General features: G+C 57.6%; 12 protein-coding genes and 2 pseudogenes. 5 read left to right on the top strand and 9 right to left on the bottom strand.

Features of this window, described 5'->3' with window-relative positions:
* Positions 1-29 precede the first annotated feature (29 nt).
* Positions 30-728 (bottom strand): ABC transporter substrate-binding protein, encoded by a 699-nt coding sequence (locus J5274_RS25005; protein ID WP_219275703.1) that lies wholly within the window; start codon positions 726-728, stop codon positions 30-32.
* A gap of 175 nt (positions 729-903) precedes the next feature.
* Here J5274_RS25005 and J5274_RS25000 point away from each other — a divergent pair, with 175 nt between their 5' ends.
* Positions 904-1,539 (top strand): TetR/AcrR family transcriptional regulator, encoded by a 636-nt coding sequence (locus J5274_RS25000; protein ID WP_219275702.1) that lies wholly within the window; start codon positions 904-906, stop codon positions 1,537-1,539.
* Positions 1,540-1,751: 212 nt separating this feature from the next.
* On the opposite strand, the gene J5274_RS24995 is transcribed toward J5274_RS25000, so the two are convergent.
* Entirely contained in the window at positions 1,752-2,576 is an 825-nt protein-coding gene (locus J5274_RS24995; RefSeq protein WP_257625751.1) for an arginase family protein, read from the bottom strand.
* Positions 2,577-3,495: 919 nt separating this feature from the next.
* Here J5274_RS24995 and J5274_RS29470 point away from each other — a divergent pair.
* Positions 3,496-3,732 (top strand): annotated as a pseudogene (locus J5274_RS29470) (hypothetical protein); the annotation flags it as partial.
* 59 nt (positions 3,733-3,791) lie between these two features.
* A complete protein-coding gene (locus tag J5274_RS24990; RefSeq protein WP_219276014.1) occupies positions 3,792-5,594 on the top strand; it encodes an SWIM zinc finger domain-containing protein in 1,803 nt (600 codons plus the stop codon).
* 1,093 nt (positions 5,595-6,687) lie between these two features.
* Here the strand turns inward: J5274_RS24990 and J5274_RS24985 are convergent.
* From J5274_RS24985 to J5274_RS24975, 3 genes and pseudogenes are all read right to left on the bottom strand, one after another.
* A complete protein-coding gene (locus J5274_RS24985; RefSeq protein WP_219276012.1) occupies positions 6,688-7,158 on the bottom strand; it encodes a hypothetical protein in 471 nt (156 codons plus the stop codon).
* A gap of 288 nt (positions 7,159-7,446) precedes the next feature.
* Complete coding sequence (locus tag J5274_RS24980) at positions 7,447-7,779, bottom strand: virulence factor (RefSeq protein ID WP_219276011.1); 333 nt, start codon at positions 7,777-7,779, stop codon at positions 7,447-7,449.
* A gap of 538 nt (positions 7,780-8,317) precedes the next feature.
* A pseudogene (locus J5274_RS24975) lies at positions 8,318-9,395 on the bottom strand (IS630 family transposase).
* 848 nt (positions 9,396-10,243) lie between these two features.
* On the opposite strand from J5274_RS24975, the gene J5274_RS24970 reads away from it, so the two are divergent.
* Complete coding sequence (locus J5274_RS24970) at positions 10,244-11,515, top strand: cytochrome P450 (protein ID WP_219276009.1); 1,272 nt, start codon at positions 10,244-10,246, stop codon at positions 11,513-11,515.
* A gap of 19 nt (positions 11,516-11,534) precedes the next feature.
* Here J5274_RS24970 and J5274_RS24965 read toward each other — a convergent pair whose 3' ends face one another.
* The 4 genes from J5274_RS24965 to J5274_RS24950 form a co-directional block, all read right to left on the bottom strand.
* Entirely contained in the window at positions 11,535-11,693 is a 159-nt protein-coding gene (locus J5274_RS24965; protein WP_219276054.1) for a hypothetical protein, read from the bottom strand.
* A gap of 520 nt (positions 11,694-12,213) precedes the next feature.
* Positions 12,214-13,266 carry a siderophore-interacting protein gene (locus J5274_RS24960; RefSeq protein WP_257625759.1) on the bottom strand — a complete coding sequence of 351 codons (1,053 nt, stop codon included), beginning with the start codon at positions 13,264-13,266 and terminating at the stop codon, positions 12,214-12,216.
* An 88-nt stretch (positions 13,267-13,354) separates the two neighbouring features.
* Complete coding sequence (locus J5274_RS24955) at positions 13,355-14,479, bottom strand: ABC transporter substrate-binding protein (RefSeq protein ID WP_219276005.1); 1,125 nt, start codon at positions 14,477-14,479, stop codon at positions 13,355-13,357.
* A gap of 6 nt (positions 14,480-14,485) precedes the next feature.
* Positions 14,486-16,681, bottom strand: coding sequence for a TonB-dependent siderophore receptor (locus J5274_RS24950; RefSeq protein WP_219276004.1), 2,196 nt, complete (start codon positions 16,679-16,681; stop codon positions 14,486-14,488).
* Between the two features lie 115 nt (positions 16,682-16,796).
* On the opposite strand from J5274_RS24950, the gene J5274_RS24945 reads away from it, so the two are divergent.
* Entirely contained in the window at positions 16,797-17,447 is a 651-nt protein-coding gene (locus tag J5274_RS24945; RefSeq protein ID WP_111221317.1) for a TetR/AcrR family transcriptional regulator, read from the top strand.
* Positions 17,448-17,584: the final 137 nt, after the last annotated feature.

Here is a 17,584-nt window from a genome sequence, read left to right as displayed (position 1 = left end):
CACCCTGCCTGCTATCCGTCGAGCCGTCATCAGCGCACTCGCCACGCCCATGACCACAATCCGATGTCCCCACTGCAAAGCGCACATTCGAACCGCAGAACCAGTTCTGCCAAAGTAGTGCTAGAGCCCGGGCGCCAGGTATCGAACATGAATGGGCCCGTGCCGACCGGATGGCGCGCATAGGCAGCGCCCGCTGCCTTGACCGCGGTTGGTGAATTGAAGCCGAAAAAAGATTGGCCGAGCAAGTTTATGAATGGTGCAAATTGTTTTGCGAAGGTGAAGACGACCGTCATGCTGTCTGGCGTTTCGACTTTCGAGAGCGGACCAATGATGCCCTTGCTGGGAGACGCGTTTGCAGGCTCCAGGATTGTGTCGAAGAGGAACTTCACAGCCTGCGCATCGAAGGGCGTGCCGTCGTGAAACGTCTTGCCGCCTCTCAGCTTGAATGTGACGACCTTGCCGTCGTCGCTCGCCTGCCAGCTTTCGGCAAGCCAAGGCTGGGGCATTCCCGTATCATCAATGTAGATCAGCGTTTCCAAGAGGTGGTTGCCGAGAACACCGCTGACGACGAGCGATATGCTCTGCACATTATATAGGCCTTCCGGATCAATCGGGAGGCGAAAACGTGCCACCTGAGGCACTGCTGCCCAGGCCTTGGGCGACGCGCCAAGCATCAGGGCTCCGGTAGACAAGGCAGTAAACAACGAAAATTGGCGGCGGTTAAGCATGGAAGTTCCCCTTTTTGAGAGGGAATTCTCTCCGTGACACCCAATAAGGTGCGAGAGGGTGTCACGCCCTCTAATCCGGATGATTACTCGGATTAGAGGGCGATGCAAGAGGCATATTTTCAGTCTTGCAATTTTCTGGCCAGAATGGTGGGTGTCGTCACGAAGGGAGACACATATGGCTGACGACGAGTTGCAGGCGGTCAAGAGAAAGCCGGTTCAGGCACGATCGAGGAAAATCAAGGCAACCATCATGGATGCGGCCCACGAAGTCATGCGCACGCATGGCATACGTGCGATCACCACCAATGCGGTGGCCGAGCGTGCTGGTGTAAAGGTCGGATCGATCTACGACTATTTTCCCAACAAGGAAGCCATCATCGCTGAAATCTACGAAGAGAAACTCGGGCAAGTGCGGGCTTTTCTGGAACGAGGCTCGGAGGCGATTAACCCCGACGATTGGCAAGACCAACTCGCGGAACTGATCCGTGCGACTTGGGCCTACCAGCTTTCAATCGGACTGGACCGAACGATCGTTGACGCTTCCTACTATTACGAGGACCTGCTGCGCATCGCGCGCTCCCACTCGATGCTATTTGCCTCGAACTATGTGAGACTATTGCAAAGGCTGGGCTCATCGTGGCCGGAGGACCATCTTTTCGACTTGGGGATCAGCATATACACTCTCGTAAATGCGACATGGAGTTATTGGCGCCTGACCGAGAGCGAAGACCCGGTGGCGATTGAACGACAGATCATGGCAACCCTGACCCTTATCGAACCCGCCTTCGCCCACCGCACAAATGCACATTGAAACTTATCAGCCATCCATACTCTGCAAGGAGGCTAGCAGTTCGTCGGACTGCGGAAAGCGGGCCATATAGTCCAGCGCTTCCGCAATAGGGTCGACGATGCCAAACAAGACTGATCGTAATGACGCGCGTGCTTTGCGGGATCTTGGCTTGAGCCAGCTGTTCACTTCCTGATCTGTTAAGGAGCATAACAGCGGAACATCTCTGAACCGGCTCAAACAAACCGGTCTAGGACCGGGCAAACGATCTCCATAAGGGTCATAATTGCTGCTGAACATTCAGCCTCGTTGTCTGGCGCTTCAAATTCGGCAAGTTCTATACCCACAATCTGGGTGTGCGGGATCCGCATCAGCACATCCCGAAGCTGTTGCGGCATCAAGCCGTCGCTAACCTCATAGGCGGCAGGTACGTGGCGCGGCTCCAGAGCGTCCCAATTGATATGGATCCAGAGCTTCGAGCTGCCAATGAAGTCGGCGACTGCTTCAGGCTCGACCTCGGAAGGCGCTAGTAGGCGGACACCAGCGCTCCGTAAGTTAGCCGCTTCTTCCTCGTCACTATCCCGGATACCGGCGATGAGGACGTTCTCCGGCGCAACGCCTGCGCCGTGCCCGCTGTCCCAGAGACCGCATGCTGCCGCGAGGACCATGCCGCCGAGATAGCCTGTGTCCGTTGTGAACGGCGTGTTGAAATCACCATGCGCATCAACCCAGAAGATTTTGATATCCGGTAGCCGGGAGGCGACAGCTGGAAGTGTCGCAAGGCTGGCAGAGCAGGTGTTGGCAATTAGGAGCGGCACACGATTGGCGCTCAGCGTATACCTGACGGCCGCGTTAAGTGCGGCAAGCGTTGTGCTGGCTTGGCGAAGGCTGAGCGCCCAGCCGTCGATCTCATGCGATCGCGGCGTTCCGACTACGGTTTGGAGAAATCCATATCGCTCGGCAAGAGCAGACGCCGTCAGGCGAGCGCCTCGCATGGCGTTGCGGCTGCGGTCGGCTATTCTGCCTTGGGAGACAATCAGGTCGAAATTGTGCAAACGCACGCGGCACTCTGGAGTCCTCAAACCAGAAGCCTAAAGATATCATCTCGTCAGCTGCGATAAAGTTAGCAGGAACTAACCATTTTGGATTGTCTGCGAGTGCTGCATTTTGCAACCCGCTGTCGCGTCCCTAACGACGGCTTTATTGAATGGACGGCCTCCAACCCGGCATCTGAGAGACCCACGGCAACATATAAGTCATCTTGTTGCCGCTGTCCCGAAAACCCGACGACAAATATGCGGGGCTGGGTGCCGGCAAGAGGGGGCGAGCTCGGTCAGCGAGCACGATCTACAATAGTGGAACGTGGGAGTGACCGATCCCCGCTTGATATTTTGAGAGTCAAAGACCGGTCCACCTCATGGGATGATGTCGATGCCGCAGAGCCAGACCGTCTAGCCTTGGCGAGCATTTGGTCGCCCGGCGTCGATCAACATTCTAGGATAGACGGATCTAGCTCGGCAGGTTGTGGGCGGCTGGTTTTCAGCATGAAAGCACGCAAGCTTGTCTAACCAGCTGGCAACGTCCTCGGGGATCCGTATCTCCCCGCTCTCCAGTCCCTCGATCCAGGCCAGGTCGCACTGCAGAGCGTTGACGATGTCGACCGAAGTCCAGCGGATTGAGCGTAGGCATTCTCGGAAGCGGGCAGGGGTCATTTCAGATCCTTCAGGCTATCGGGCCAATCAAAGGATCGGCCGACTGTTCAGAAAGGGATGCTATTTATGATTAGAGTCCTTTGCTTGACCGAATCTGGAGAGATGTGTGGCGCACGCTGCCGCATTTCGCATTATCTTGTGGCCGTCCGTGGTCAACCACCACATCCGAGGGAGGTATTTCAAATCAATGTCGAAGCCGGTTCTACTGCTGCAAGTATTTGGCACCAGCCGCTTCGTTCTCAGCACTCGACCGGCACGAGATAGCGGACGCGATGTCGTCGCCACGCTTCGCGGGGCAGCTTCCTTTTTTCGGGGACACGCAGTCCAACGCCGGTGCGCCGTATATGTATGTGACGACCCCTGACTTCCTTTCCGCGTTTGGCATGGAGACGCTGCGCGACCTGCCAAATGTCGAGGCCTTGAGGATACGGGGTTACTAAGCAGGAAAAAAGCTGCGGGCGGCCGATGGTTGAAAGAAACCGGTGAATGGCGAGCACGCGCATGAGGAAGATGCAGCCGAGGAAGCCTGCGGCCGCGGGTTCGGTTTGACGAGGAGGACGATCCATGAAGGATGCAATATTCGACGAGAGCGACGTGCGCGCGCTGGCGACGGTGGAATCCTTCACGCGTGGCCGGGAGTACTTTCGTCGCGGTGCGGTTTCCGGCTTGGAGCGCCGCGGTGAGCGGATCATTGCCGAGGTCGAAGGGAGCGAGTTCACACCCTATGCCGTCACAATAGAACTTCATGATGGTGGTGTGGCCGCGACGCGTTGCTCCTGCTCGTATGACTGGGGGGGTGCCTGCAAACATATCGTCGCCGCGCTTCTGAAATACAGAGAGGCGCCCGGAGCGGTTGCCCAACGTCCCTCTCTTGCTGACATGGTTGCCGACCTTGATCGTCAGGCTCTGATGGCCCTGTTGGTCAAGAGGGCTGGACAGGATCCTGGACTGGAACCCTGGCTCGAGGCAGAACTGGAAACCGGAAAACCGGGGGCGACGGGCAAGGTCGCAACTGCTGTCGATTCGGAGCTCGTCAGGCGGCAGGCCGAGCGGCTGTTGTCGGGAGGCTATTCGCGCCGGCGTCGCTGGGACGATGACGTAGGTGCCGTTGATGAAGAGGCCTTCGCAGCGCTGATCGACAACGCAAGGCCGTTCCTCGACATCGGCAAAGGAGGCGATGCTCTGAAGATTTTGGTGCCGCTGATGGAAGCGCTGGTGCCCGCCTGGATAGACCAGGCTGATTTCGATGAGACTCTGCACGAGTTTTTCTCCCCGCTTGGACAGCTCATCGCCGAGGCAGTCCTCATGTGTGACCTCCCTCTGGAAGAACGCGATGACCTGATGGTCCGGCTCGATATCTGGCAAGGCATGCTCGACGACTATGGGCTGGATGCCTATTTGCAGGTCGCGGTTGATGCCCTCGATCAAGGCTGGGATGAGATCGGCCTTGACGACGCCTTGGCGGGAAGAAGCCGCTCCTGGCCGCCTTCGGGAAAAAGTGACTGGACGGCTGAGCGGTTGACGCAAGCGCGGCTGCGTGTCCTCGACATCAGTGGACGGATCGACGCATTCCTCAATCTTGCGAATGCGGCGGGCCTCCATGGCGACTATACGGCCATGTTGGTCAAGCTCGGACGCATCGATGAAGCGGGGGACCATGCGCGCAAATGGTTCCGCTCTGGCGAGGAGACGCTCCAGCTTGGGCGCCTGCTCAAGGAAGCCGGTTATGGTGATGCGGCGCTAGACCTTGCCGAGTGGGGGGTAAGCCTGGACCCTGAGGGCAATCGTTTCTCGGGAGCGGCCAGCCTGGCCCGTTGGCTGAGAGACAATGCCGGTTTGGTGGGACGAAAGGATCTGGCAGTGTTGGCGGCGCGGCGAGCCTTTGAGGAGAGTCTATCGCTTGAGGATTTCGAGGTCGCCGCGACGTTGGCTGGACCTGATTGGATCGAACTACGTGCCGGCCTGCTGACCAGCCTTGCGGCTGCGCGCCATGCCTGGGACAGAACGAGAATCTACCTCAGCGAGGGCATGATCGAGGAGGCTATGCGGTCCGTCGACCTTGAGACCTTGCCGGGAAATCCGTCCGACACGGTTTTGATGCGGCTTGCGGACGTGGCGCATGCCAGCCATCCAAACTGGGTGATTGGTATCGCCGAACGCATGGCTGGCAGTATCATGGAGGCTGGGCACTCGGGGCAATACGTGTTAGCGGCCCAATGGCTTGAAAAGGCAGCGCTCGCCTACGACGCTGCCGGTCGCTTTGACGACTGGATCGCGAGGATCGATTTCCTGATTGAAAAGCATCGGCGCAAGCACAAGCTCAGACCGCTGCTCGTGGCTTTGCGGTCGCCGTCTGGAACACTTTGAGGATGAAAAAGTCGAGTAATAGTATAGCTCAATTTGAGAGGCCGAAATTCAGTCATTTCCCTTACTCACGAGCAGGCAACGCGTTCGCCAAGTGTTCCATCTGCGGTGCAACATTCTAATGTGGCTCAACCAAAGGGTGAACGAACCGGGGCCGCGTTTTGACCCTCTTTGTGGTGATGTCCCGATGCTGAATGTCAAAATTCACGTTCCTTCTGCGCAACCGTTTTACAGACGAACAGATCATCGGCATCTTGAAGGAGCATGAGGCAGGCACAGATCGGCTGAATTCTCATCGGTTACTTTTCAAGTTTATCGCACACTTGCGTTCGTCAAGCCCTCGCTTGCTTCGCCTGCGGCCTGACGGCTTGGGGCTAGACCTCCGCGCGCTTTCGCGATTGTGGAATAGGGATTCGGGACGGAGAGAAATGTTCTCTCGCCTCCGGCGGGATTGAACAAAGGAATGGATATCGGCTCGCCAGAAATTTCGGCTATTCGACCTCATCGATAAGCTCGGATGATTGCGTGCCTTAGGAAATCAAGATTGAAGGTGCTTCCGTCAGGGCGACCGATCTTACACCGTTGGTCGGTCTCACAGTGGCTCGTTTCGCGGGGTAGATGATAAGTCGAACCTCATCTTGGAAGCCGTGTTCCAGACCGCTTCCTCCACTTTCACTGAATTTCCAAATTGGTGTACGTTGAATGGAAATTAGAAATAGCTAAATCGGGCATGGAATTGGATATCCCGATATGAAAGAGCGATCATTCTTTCTCGGTTAGGACCTGGTCGAGCTTATCGGAGAAATCGATGAGTTCAAAGGCCGTTGGAATGCCCTGAAGGCTTTATCGCCCGGATCGTCTCCATCCCTTGCGCAAAGTCGCGATAGTCGAAAGCATCGGCTCGTCTACGTGCATAGAAGGCGCGAAATTGACAGATGCTCAGGTTGGAACGTTGCTCTCGAACATCAGGATGCAGTTGCAACCAGCTTGCTGACAGCGAAATCTACCTTGGAAATTTCAGGGACTATCGCCCAACACGACACCTGCGCCAAGTGTTGCAACGCGCCACTCTAGCTCACAAAACATACGCTGATTGTCATTCCCCGGCGCAGCACTCGTCATTTGGAGTTATAGAGTTTTCACAGCGTTCTTCAACTTGTGAAAAATCACAGCCCTGACCGGGCGGCTCCCCATTGCCAGCGGCTTCCCCCGCACCGGCTTTCTCACCATCTCCATCAGCGCTGGAACCATCACCCGGCCTATCGTCAACTTCGCCGGTAGTCTCTTCTTTTCTGGTTTTGCTGTCTTGATTTCCGTGGTCACCTTGGCGACCATAAACAAGTTTTAAACCAATTCTCTCCGGGACTTTAATCGTCTCTGCTTCGTTGTGATGGCCTGTACCACCAGCCAAAGAAGACGCGTCAGAAAATTCGTTAGAGATTGGAGGCGCGGCGTCCTTATCGCCATAAGTCGTGCTGGTAGACGCCGATGGTAATAATACAGGGGTTATCGAAAACCAAATGCCAGAAAGTGCTATGAACGACAAAATACATGTGCGCCAGGACATGCGGCCTCCATCACGGTGCGTTTTCATTTGATGCCGGGCGGCGCGGACTTAACGTGCCAAATTGCAATTGAGGTCGAAAGTGAAGTTATCTATGAACCCCAGAGCTTTGGCTGTTCGCAGCGGCTTTGCCAAGTCTGGTATTTTTCCAGAGTTCGAAGTGTCCGGCGGCAATCATGTTCGTTACCTCAAAGTTTATATTTCCTGAACAACGGCAGCGGAGAAATTGCGTGCAATTTATATGCCCGCACAGCTAATGTGGCCGGCTAGGCTGGACGGATTGCAGGAAGTTCACTTGTTCATGCGTGCTTTCATGCTTGCGATAATATGTTGAGGAAGCCTTTCGTAATCTCCGCCAAGATGGTGTCCTCTGGGCATGCTGATTACCGTTATTCCGGTGCCCCGCAACGCCGGACAGGCATTATCGTGGCTGTCATCCTGGCCATAGATGCATTGGACCATCTCCGGGTTGATCGACTTAAGATCATTGATCGGACTGCCTCCCTTGCCTTCGGTTTGAAATCCAAGCCACCCTGCAAGCGAGACCTGATAGTCGACCTTGTGAGACAGGGAAAACGTCGCCAAAGCCGCAGTACTGTTTTCAAGTGCAATTGCATCCCCCAATGCCGATGTTTAAGTGTCTAGCCGCCGCAAGTGCCCCGAACGAAAATTCGATAGACCCATAAGGACGAGGTACAGCAGCTTGCTGCGGTTGAGCGTCTGTGCGGAGCCTCACAACGGAAACTTACATCACCACCTACCAAAGACAGAAGGGCCCTTAGGACAGCCTACATCTGGTTCCTATTCATTATGTGCAGCGTGGGGTAGGGTTACGCAAACACGAACCAGTCAGCGTCCTAAGGTCCCCTATATAACGTATCCTCTACGCCGTAGAATACTACGCACCGAGCGTTGTAATTAGCTGTAGGTCTTATCAACCGGGCAACTTGACCAATAACCCACCGCGTACCGCTCTGCGTAGCAATGCTCCTTACCAAGCACATATCTTTCGCAATCTGCCGCGCCAGACGAAATTTTCGCCCGGGGCTGGGGACCTGTCTCACAATGTGTAGGGTATCGAGGGTTGCGTAAAGTTAACCTCGCGCAAAGCCTCATGCGTAGGAGACGGGCTTTGAAAGTTATTATCACATATTGCCCTGTGCTAGTGGATCGAATCTAACGCCTGGTGCCCGCGTTTGACAGCGGCGATGATTTTGTCGGGATCGGCGGTCCAAGTGAAGGGCTTCGGCTTTTTGTTGTGCTCAACGAGGAAACGGTTGATGGCGGCCTGAAGATCGACGACGGAATGGAAAACGCCGTGTTTTAGACGCCGCTTCGACAGCCTGGCGAAGAAACCCTCCACCGCGTTGAGCCATGAGCTTGAGGTCGGAGTGAAGTGGAAGGTGAAACGCTCGTAACGGTCGAGCCAGGCTCTCACCTTGGGATGCTTGTGGGCAGCATAGTTGTCGAGAATGACGTGGACAGCCTTGTCGTCCGGCACCTGGACGTTAATGGCGTTGAGGAAGCGAATGAACTCCTGATGACGATGACGCTGCATGTTGCGGCCTATGACGGTGCCGTCGAGCACGTTGGGGGCGGCAAACAGCGTGGTTGTGCCGTGCCGCTTGTAGTCGTGGGTCATGGTACCGAGCCGGCCCCTCTTCATCGGCAGGCCCGGCTGGGTGCGGTCGAGCGCCTGGATTTGGCTTTTCTCATCGACCGACAACACGATGGCGTGGGCTGGCGGATCAACACAGAGGCCGACAACGTCTCGCAGCTTGTCGACGAATTTCGGGTCGTTGGACAATTTGAACTGCCGCCACCGATGAGGTGCGAGGCCATGCGCTTTCCAGATACGCCTGACTGCGCTGGCGCTGATGCCGGCGGCCGTCGCCATCATGTCGGCCGTCCAGTGCGTCGTCTCGCCCGGCGGATCAGCCAGCGTCAGGGCCACCACACGCTCGGCGACATCGGGTCCGAGCCGCACAATACGCGACGGCCGCGTCTTGTCGCGCAGGAGACCCTCGACGCCTTCTGTGGCGAAGCGCTCTTGCCAGCGCCATACGCAGGTCTTCGATTTGCCGGTCTGGCGCATAATCTCGACAGTTCCGACGCCATCGGCACTCAGCAGGATGATCTCGGCCCGCCAGGTGCTTTTGGGGGGCATTGCGATCCCTGGTCAAGGCCATCAGGCGTTGGTGATCGGTTGGCGAAACGGTGAACGATATTCCTGTGCGCATGCGCCAGACTCGCATGCCAACCCAGCAAAGGGAATCCCATACCGGACTCTTATGTCAGGCGTTAACCACTTGATATAGCCCAAAGAGCACGGGCGAAAAGATTGAATTATGCCCGTCCTCACCTCTCGATCACACCAGTTCGCCAATTGCTGCAGCGTCTAGACCCTTCAAGGACAAGAAGTTAAAGTTATTGTTCGCAACTCCTGATCGACGAGCAACGTGATCGGGAGACGAAAGAGCGCGTCACGTCAGGCATGCCGAAGCACAAACGGTGCGGCTTTCATGGGACGGATTCGTCTGATCGTCGCCCTTCACCAAAAATGCGGATCTCGCTATCAGTCGCAGCAATTACGGCAAGAATACGGCGAGAATTTTTGCGTGCTGCCACGATTCAAAAAAAGTATGCCTAAATATCAATGACATGATCCGTCATGAAACTATCATTTGTCACATCACGGGTTTGTGATCACGTTCTCGGCTGAGGTTGAAACAACGAGACGCAGAAGAAGATGCGGCAAAGCGCGCGCTTCACCGCCCGGATTTTAAGTTGGCTTCGAGGAAGCTTTAGGATCCCGGTTGTAAAGAAATGTAAGTGCTTAAAGCGAGACCCTAAGTGTATCCCGCAGAGTGAATGCAAGATTTGGGTCTTACCGATGGGCGGACACCTAAGCACGATAGTGACGATATGACTGGCGCGTCTGAGGTGCTCCACCCTGAAGTCGGCAAGTTTGTCGTTTTCAAGCCCCTATGGCTGAAGGGCGAGAGCAATCAGCCTAAGCCTCACTGCACCGAATTAATAGGCGCTATTCTTTAAGCGTAGCATTTCATATCAACATGGCAGGAATTCGATGACCAGTTTCAAATCATCCAGCGGATCCGATGCCAGCGACGTCCCGACGCTTTCGATGGAGACCCTCGCCAGCAATCCACACGAGGTTTATCGCCACTTTCGAGGCGAACTGCCGTTCATCCGGTCCGAAGCCGGCGTCTATCTGGTCCTGCGCGCCGATGATGTTCTCAACCTCTACAGCGATGCCAAGACGCGGCAGGTGGAAACAGAGCTGATCACTCTGCGGGGCGTCAAGGACGGGCCGATCTGGGATTTCATTACAAACGGCATGCTGACCTCGAATGGCGATGCTCACACGCGGCGGCGGTCGCCGATGGCAAAGACATTCGCATTCAGGATGATTGCTGCGCTGCGCCCGCATATCAGGCAGACGATTTCCGAGATTGCGGATGCCGTAACGCCCAACGGCTACATGGACATGCTCGACGATTTCGCGACCGTTATTCCGGCAAGGGTGATTGCGTCGATCCTCGGCCTGCCGCGAGACGATGTGGGCAAATTTTCAGAGATCGTCTACCGTTTCAGCCCGCTGCTGGGCGGCTCCTGGCTTGCGCAGGACGTGCCCGAATTGCAGCAGGCGGCGGCCGATCTTCGGCGCTATGTCGGGGAGATCGTGACCAGGCGCAGCCATGAAAAGGCGGATGATTTCGTCAGCGAGTTTATGTCCAACGTCGAAGAGGAGGGATCGCTGACGGCCGAGGAAGCCATCACCCAGATCATGACCCTGATTGTCGGTGGCAGCGACACGACCCGCTCCGCGATGGTCATTCAGCTCTCCCTGCTCCTCCAGCATCCGGATCAGTGGAACGCTGTCGTTGAAAATCGCGATCTGGTGCCGAACGCGGTCCTGGAATGCCTTCGCTATGAACCGGCAATCGGCTCGGTGCCCCGCGTCACCACGATGGATATCGAACTCGACGGATACGTTCTTCCAGCCCACAAAGCGTGTTCCCTGGTGACCATGTCCGCCCTCAGGGATGAAAAGCTATATCCGGAGCCGGAGCGCTTCGACATCTCCCGCGAGCAGTTGAAATGGCATCCGGTTTTCGGCGGAGGGGCGCATCGTTGTCTCGGGGAAGCGCTGGCGAGGGCGGAGCTGGAGGAAGCCCTCACGGTGCTCGCCGAGCGCTTTCCCGGCGTCAAAGCCGCCGGTGAGTTTCCGAAGGTTAGGGGCTTCTCGGGCATTCGCCAGGTTCAGAACTTCGCCGTCAATTTAAATGGTAATCATCGCTACGAACATCTCAGGTCGACAGCAAACCGAAAATACTGAGCGCTCACTGCCGAAAGCCTTAACTCGGTTCCTCCCCACATCTATCAATCTCGCTGGATGCCGGTTGCAGCGCGCCAAGCTCGGCCAGTTCGTCACGGCGCTCGAGCGGCAACACCGCGGCGATGGTGTCGAGTTCTTCGGCGCGGCGTTCAACAGGAGGCAAGGCTTTCTTGGGCATCGCCGGGCTTCGGAACAGTGTTTCTGGCGGCCTCGCGGCCGTCGGGTTTAGCATATTACCGGCCGAAATCATTCACTGTATATCGGCGAAGGGTCCCGATGCCGATGCGCATGATAAACGCTTGTTATCCCCCACGTTACTAAGGGCATTTATGTATGCCGATTCACAGAGATATTACGCCCGCGCTTCCCGGCGGGAAAAGATGAAGGTCGGAAAGGTAAACGAAATGCAGCATGCTAACGTTCTAGAGCGCTTGCAGGCGGCTTGCTGAGGATTACGCTTCGATAGTTCGTATACGACCACTGCGCATTTTCAATGAAGCGATAGCCAAGGCGCGTATACCATTCGACGGCATGCCGAGCAGGCTCCGCCGTATAAAGGGCCAGCTCATGCGCCTCGCGTAGAGACGCTCGTCGCTTAAATCCGCTCATTATAACAGCCGACACACACAAAAAGGCGATCGGCCACACGCAAGCAGGCCGGTCAATGCTGCCCTTTTCGATCGATCATACGCTTGGCCTTACTCCGGGAGATATGCCTCGCCGCCTATTGCGATGATTTCTTCCTCGCTGAGTGACCGATGCCAGTGGGAGTACAGGAGGAAGCGGTCTCTCGGCAGCCCGACTTCCGTTTTCAGATGCCGATGAATGGCGCTGAACGCCTTGTGTTCGCATCCACCCCATACGAAGGTCCTGTCCGCATTGTCGGGCCACTCTACCCTTCGTAGGGCATCCTGCAGCAAGGTCGTCGTGCCGGGGTCGGCGCCGTTCCTGTGCAGCCAGACGATCGACATCCCCTCGGGACAGCGCATCGGCAATTCGTCGGCATCGGAATCCACCTCTATGAATGCAAGGCCGGTTGCCGTGGCAGGCAGGGTTTCAACGATCCGGGCAACCCCCGGCAATCCTGTTTCATCCGCGATCAGCACATAGAACCCGGCATCTTTCGGCCCGTGCGCGGCCGGACCCAGAATGCCGACGACGTCGCCCTGTCTGGCGTCCATGGCCCATTGCGTTGCGGGGCCGGGGTTTGAGTGAAGGGCGAAGTCGACGGCGATTTCCCGCCGGGCGGCATGGATATGCCGGATGGTGTAGACGCGCGTCGGCACCGCGACAGCGTCCGGCCAGACAACATGGCCGCGGTGATCGAGCATGGGCCACAGGGGCTCGCTGATGCCGCGGGGCTGAAAAATAAGTCGACAGTGCAACTGATCGGCGCGGTCGTAGCGCTCCAGATTTTCGCCGCGAAACGTTATGCGGCGGAGGCGTGGAGCAATGTCCTCGATCAACGTCACCTGCAGAATCCGTAGATCGTCGGGCAATGCAGGCTCCGCATGATCGCCCTCCCATAGAATGTCCATCGTCTCTCGGGCGGCGATGAAGCCGATCGGCCCGACCAGCGCATGTTTCACCCGGTTGAGACCGCCGGCGTCCGGAGCCTCGGCCGTCAGCCGGAAGCCGTCCTCGAGGACTTCGAGCGTGGCATGGCCGAAAGACGACCGGAAATGATGTATCCCCTCCGCCGCCTCCACGACCATGTCGTGGGTGGCGATCGCCTCAAGGATCGGATCCACGTACGCGTCGATCCCGGGAAATCGCACCACGGCGGTGGCTCGATATGTCTTCAACGAACTCGGTAACATCCGGACTGGCTCCATAGGCTTATATCGAGGTCCACAAAGGTCCCTCGATCGGAAAGGCTGCGAACTGGGTGTTGATGCTGTCGAGGATCGCCGCTGTGTCGAGGTCGGCGCATTCTTCGGGATGAAGCCATTTCGCCGCTTGCGCCACGAACAGGATGTTGAGAGGCAGATTGGTGATCAGTCCGGTCCAGATCCCGTGCACGCGCCTGGCGTGAACGCTCGGCAAGGCATCGAAGCCGGGCCGGCCGTCGATCAGGCGCTGCAATCCCTCCTGGCCCTCCTTGGGGTCGATCTCCGGACCGATCGCAGGTCTGCTGCCGGACGCCCACCCGCCGCCCGAGGCGATGTAGACGTCGAAGCTGGTGGATAGCAGGTATTCGAGCGACAGCTTCTGAAACCACGGCGCGGTGATGCCGGGCAGCGGCGCGCCGCCGGCCAAGGCCAGCAATTCGCCCCAGACCTTCTGCCCTGCGGCCCAGCAGCAATCATCGAGCGTGGACTGGACTTCGAGATAGGTCGTCACGGCCGGTTTGCCGGAAACCCGTGCGGCGATGCCTGCCATCTGCCGTCTCACGAAGGCTGTAAACGCGTCCGCCTTCGCCGTTTTACCGAGAAGGGTGCCCCACATTCGCATCGAGATTTCGAGTTGTGCGATCGGATCGGGCGATTGGCCATCGACCGGTCCGTTGCTCGAGGCATCACTGAAAACGACGGGAATATCGAGCAGCTTCAGACGCTCCAGCAGCGGATTCCCGTCGCCACCCGGCGTCATGAACTCCGTGGTGACGATGAGGTCGGGCATGAGGCCGATCACGCCTTCCAGCGACACGGTGTCGGGCCCCTGCTTGCCGACCTCCGCCAGCGCGTGATTGTTCCGCAGTCGCTTTTCCAGGGTCTTGCTGTCGATCCTGTCGACAGCCGCCCAACCCGCAACGAGAGCTGCGGGATCCGGATGGAGGAGTGACATCGTCAGCAGATCGTGGCCTTCCAGCAAAATGATACGTCTGGGCGGCGCCGGGAGACGCACCGTGCGCCCGGCTAAGTCGACGACCGTGACCGGTTCCGCCGCCAGGAGCGGTCTTGCGCCCAGCAGGATGCCGGCGGCGGCGATGGAGGCGCAGAATTGGCGTCTATCGATCTTCAACGTTCGTCACCACTTGTACTTCAGGCCCGCGAGAAGCGTTCTGCCGTTTCCGTACTGGCAATAATATTCGGAACTGCAGGAGGAATAGTATTCCTTGTCGAGCAGATTGGTGACGTTCAGCGTCGCCTGAAGACCCTTTAGCTTCCGGTTTTTCGCACCAAAGTCGTACCGCAGCGCCGCATCCAGCAAGGTATATCCATCGGCTTTCACCGTATTGGCGTCGTCGCTGTAGCTCGATCCGACAAAACGCACGCCGCCGCCAATGCCCAGTCCCTCCAGTGCACCGCTGTCAACGGTATAATTGGCCCAGAGCGAACCGAAATACCGTGGCACGGCCTGCGGACGATTGCCGATGAGGGATGTGTCGAACGATTTGGAGACCGTCGTATCGAGAAGGGAAAACGCGCCGATCAGCTCGATATTGCTCGTTACATTACCCCTCGCTTCGAATTCCACCCCGCGCGAATGGATCTCGCCCTGCTGAACGTTGAAACCCGATGCGGCGTCGTAAGAAACGACGTTCTGCTGGCGGATATCGAAGGCCGACACGGTGAATAGCGCGTCGAACCCCGTGGGCTGATACTTTATCCCCACCTCATATTGCTGTGCATCGGTCGGCTTGAACGCTGCGCCGCCCGCGCCCGTGCTGGTGGAGGGTTCGAATGAGGTGGAATAGCTGGCGAAGGGCGCGATACCGTTATCGAAGAGATAGAGAAGGCCGGCCCGATAGCTCGTCGCGCTGTCCGACTGGTCGGACGATGTTCCGGCGAGCAGGTTGTCCGTTTCTTGGTCCGCCCAATCGTGGCGCACGCCGAAGACGCCGCGCAGGCCGCCGAGTTCGATCTGATCTTGAAGGTAGATCCCGGTCTGGCGCAGGGACAGGTCGGTGTCGTTCGCTTTCACGAACGGTCCAACCGGCTGGCCGTAGACGGGGTTTGTGACATCAAGCGGCGTTGCCCCGCCGAGCAGATATTGCCAACTGCTGTCGGTGCGTTGAATATCGACGCCGGCGAGAAGCGTGTGGTTCACAGCACCTGTATCGACCTTGAATTCCGCCTGGTTGTCAAACGAGAAGCCCTTGGCATCCTCGATGGACTCGACGGCCCAGCGCGGAATGATGCCCGCCGCCGACATCGGGCCGTTCATCTGAAGTGAATGCAGCTCGGAATTCACACCGGAATATCGGAAATTGGAGCGGACCGTCACTTGGTTGTCGAAGCTATGTTCAAACTGGTAGCCGACCCCGTATTGCTCGCGCTCGAAACTGTCATAGCTGGGGTCCCCGACATTGAGCTTGGGGCCGAGATAGCCGGCAAGGCCAGCCGGAGACAGGAATTTCGGATAAATCGAATTGAAGTAGCCACCCTCGGGATCCCGCTGATAATAGCCGGAAAATGTGAGGGACGTCGTCGCGTCGGGCTGCCACTTGAGAGCCGGCGCGATGCCGAAACGCTTCTCGTCGACATCGTCGTAGCGGGTGCCCGAGGAGCGGCCGACGGTGGCGAGCCCATATTGCCACGTCCCGTCGGTGGTGACCGGCCCTGTCGAATAAAGGCCGGTCTGGATGCGACCATCGGTTCCGCCTTCGATCCTGATTTCGTTCGACTGGACATCCGATGGCGCGCGACTGACCTGGTTTACCAGGCCGCCTGGGCTGACCTGTCCGTAGAGCAGCGCGGACGGACCTTTCAGGACATCGATATGGTCGAGGAAGAACGGATCGATGGACGGCGTGGCGAAAGCCTGACCGCGCTGCAGCTTGAGGCCGTCCAGGTAGTTGACGTAGCTGGTTGCGGTCCCGAAGGCTCCAAACCCGCGAATGAACAGCGAGTCGTAGCGGGCATTGGAGTCCCTGTCGGAGAGCACACCGGCGGTATAGCGCAGCGCTTCGCTGACGGTCTGCGGGTTCTGCTCATCGATCTGTCTGCGGGTGACGGTCGTCACCGATTGCGGCGTCTCGATTACCGGCGTTGCGGTCTTGGTGGCGGATGGAGTGGACTTGGCGAGAACCTTGTTTGCCGTGTCATCGTCCTTGCCCGGCGATTGAACGACGATGGGCGCCAAGGGCGTGGCTTTTTCCTGGGAGGCCGCCTGCGGCGCCGGAACCAGAAATGTAGACACCAGCAAAATTTGCGTAACAGAAATATGACGATTCACGAACGTTCCCCATGGCCCGAGCAATCCGATTATGGTACATCTCATAATCAAACGGGTACGTCCTGTCCAGTTAATATGAATGCATCACTCAACTTTTATCTGTTGATGTCAGAGGGATGTTCTCACAATAGTCGGACGGGGTTAAACGCAGGAAAAGGCAATGGAAAAAAGTGTGAGTGCAGTGGTGCGGCCGGGCCGTCCCCCGAAAGCGTTCCAGGATATGGCGGCCGAGCGGATCATTCTTGCCGCAACGGAGCTTTTCGCGGGCAGGGGGTTTGCCGGGACGTCCATGGAGCAGGTCGCGGCCCATTGCGGCGCGGGCAAGGACACCGTCTATCGCCGGTTCTCCTCGAAGGTGGCCTTGTTCGAGGCCGTGGTCGAGCACGCCCACAGAAGTGCCGTCGCGAAGATCGCGGAACTGCCGCTGGTCACTGGCGATCCTCTCAAACGGCTGCAGTCCCTGCTGCTGCAGCTTCTGCACGTCAACATGGAGCCGGAGCTGATCGCGCTGAAGCGGATCACCTTTAGCGAAACCGTCGTGTTCGAAAAAACCGCACCGATACCGCCGCAGCCCGATCCGATCATGGCGAAGTTGATAAGGACGGTGGAGGAAGCCCAGGAGGCCGGGGCGATCTGCGCGGGGGTTGCAAATGATATCGCCAACCATCTCATTCACTGTATGGTCGCGTTGCCGACGGCCGCGGCAATGATGGGCAGCAATGAATTCAGCGCACGTGAAGATGTGGAAGCGCATTTTGACAGGACATGGCGCTGGCTCATCAATGGCGTGGGTGGCAACAGGACTTCGTAGCGGAATTCCGGCGGGACGCTGCGTGATGACGGAAACATGGATGTGAAGCCTGTATCGCGATATCTCTCTCAGCTGCCGGCATGTGCAGACCCCTTCCTGAGCGCGATCGCTATCTTCGGCATGGAGACCGACAGGCT

This window comes from Rhizobium sp. L51/94 (genome assembly GCF_019355555.1).
GTDB lineage: Bacteria > Pseudomonadota > Alphaproteobacteria > Rhizobiales > Rhizobiaceae > Rhizobium > Rhizobium rhododendri.
This window is presented reverse-complemented; position numbering and strand designations above follow the sequence as displayed.